Here is a 2,127-nt window from a genome sequence, read left to right as displayed (position 1 = left end):
GCAAAGGCCATGTTCGCCTCGACCGTCTTGTGCGGGTAAAGCGCGTAGTTCTGAAACACCATGGCGATGTCGCGCTCTGCGGGCGGCAGGTTGTTCACCAACCGCTCACCGATGTGAATGGTGCCCGAGGTGATCCCCTCAAGCCCTGCGATCATACGCAAAAGCGTAGACTTGCCGCAGCCGGATGGACCGACAAGCACCACAAAGGCCCCGTCAGGGATGTCGACATCAAGGCCATGGATGACCCCAACGTCGCCATAGGCCTTTCGAAGTTCCCTGACCTTGACCTCTGCCATTGTGCACCGTCCGTTTCATCGCGTGGACCCAACGAGTAGCCCAGCAAGATGAGCCTGTCCACAACCTGACCATACTAACATGTTAGAAACTTGACAGGTCTCATTGCGACTGAAATGCTCCGAGGTGTTGCACCACGGCAGGGACACCGTGTTTTTCCATGCAGTGGGTCGCACAAGATCTTGGTGCAGCCGCTAAGAGCATGCGCCAGCTACTCAGGGAGGAATTCTGGTGAAAGTCGATCTCTACAATTACGCGGTCGCGACTGGGTTGACCCGCCGCGGGCTTTTGAAAGGCGCAGCAAGTGTCGGCGCGCTGGCAGCACTTGGCGGCCTTGCGCCCACGGGGCGTGCGCTTGCGGGCGGTCACAGCAATGTGCGTGCCGAAATCCTAAAAGTCCCCGGTGTGGGCATGGGGTCGCCGACCGATGCCGATTGGCAGAAGGTGGGCGAAATGTGCCTTGGCCCGACAATGGAGCGGGTCGCCCAAGGCGAGTTTGCGGGAGTCGAGCTGACCTTTATGGGTCTCAACAACCAGAATCTGCACAACTTTTTGTTCCGCGGCTTTCTCAAGCCATGGGAGGCCTATACCGGCGCCAAGATCAATTGGATCGACTTGGCGCAGGCAGACTACAACGCGCGCCTACAGCAATCGATCGCGACCGGGACCGTCGATTTCGACATCCTCGAGATGGGTGCGCCTTTCGAAGGCGACACCGCAGGGCGCGGGCTTTTGGACGAAATGCCCGGCTGGGTGTCCGAGCAGATCGACGAAAGCGATCTGGTGGGCTATCTTCAGCCGCCCGTCGGCACATGGTCCGGAAAGAAGTATCGCGTAACCATCGACGGCGATTGCCACACATTCGCCTATCGCAAGGACTATTTCGGCGACGGCGCAATTGGCGGGGCCGAGGTGCCGAAGACATGGCAGCAGGTCAATGCCGTGTCCAAGGCGGTAATCGGGCAGACCGACCCGCTCACCGGGCTGGAAGCGCATGGCTATCTTGACCCGCTAAAGGGCTGGGGCGGCTTTGGCTTCTACTTCATCGCCAATCGCGCCACGGCCTATGTGAAACACCCCGACGATCCGGCATGGCTCTTTGACGCCGACACGATGAAGCCACGGGTGAACAACCCCGGCTGGGTGCAGGCGATCCAAGACGTGATGGACCTGATCGCCACGCCGGGCGCCTATCCGGCCGACCAGATCAACGCCGACCCCGGCACCACCGCCTTCCAGCAGTTCCTTGCCGGAACGGGCTCGATGCTGATGTGGTGGGGCGATGTCGGGTCTTCGGCGCGCACCTCGGATACTTCGGTGGTGGGCGATGTCGTGGGCTTTGGCATCAATCCCGGTTCGGATCGCCGCTATAACGCGGCCGCCGGCGCCTGGGAGGATGTGGCGAACGAAGCACCGCAGATGGCATATATCGGCTGGGGCGTCTACGTCACCGCGCGCGTGTCAGGCGATGAAAAGAAGCGCAAGGCCGCATGGTCGGCAGCCGCGCATCTGGGCGGCAAGGATCTGTCGCTGTGGATGTCGGCCTATCCCTCGGGCTTCCAGCCGTACCGCAACTCGCACTTCAACTATGAAGAGTGGGAAGCCGCAGGCTATGACCGCGCCTTTGTCGAGGACTATCTTGGGTCCAACGCCGACAGCTACAACCACCCCAACGCGGCCATCGAACCGCGCATCCCCGGCATTTTCCAATACTACTCGGTGGCCGAGGACGAACTGGCAAAGGGCTTTGCAGGCCAATATGCCAGCGCGCAAGAAACGGCAGATGCCATCGCGGCAGCATGGGAACGGATCACCGACCAGATCGGCCGCGAC

The 2,127-nt window shown here is 61.0% G+C and carries 2 protein-coding genes; one reads left to right on the top strand and one right to left on the bottom strand.

The window, feature by feature from the left end; translation table 11 throughout:
• Positions 1-296: ATP-binding cassette domain-containing protein (locus tag ACTG4J_RS15300; RefSeq protein ID WP_439140593.1), on the bottom strand; the 296-nt coding region annotated here is incomplete at its 3' end.
• 229 nt (positions 297-525) lie between these two features.
• Here ACTG4J_RS15300 and ACTG4J_RS15295 point away from each other — a divergent pair.
• The coding region (locus tag ACTG4J_RS15295) for an extracellular solute-binding protein (RefSeq protein ID WP_439140592.1) at positions 526-2,127 on the top strand (1,602 nt) is incomplete at its 3' end.

Origin of the sequence: Roseicyclus sp. (genome assembly GCF_965662675.1) — a bacterium.
Taxonomy (GTDB): Bacteria; Pseudomonadota; Alphaproteobacteria; order Rhodobacterales; family Rhodobacteraceae; genus Roseicyclus.
This window is presented reverse-complemented; position numbering and strand designations above follow the sequence as displayed.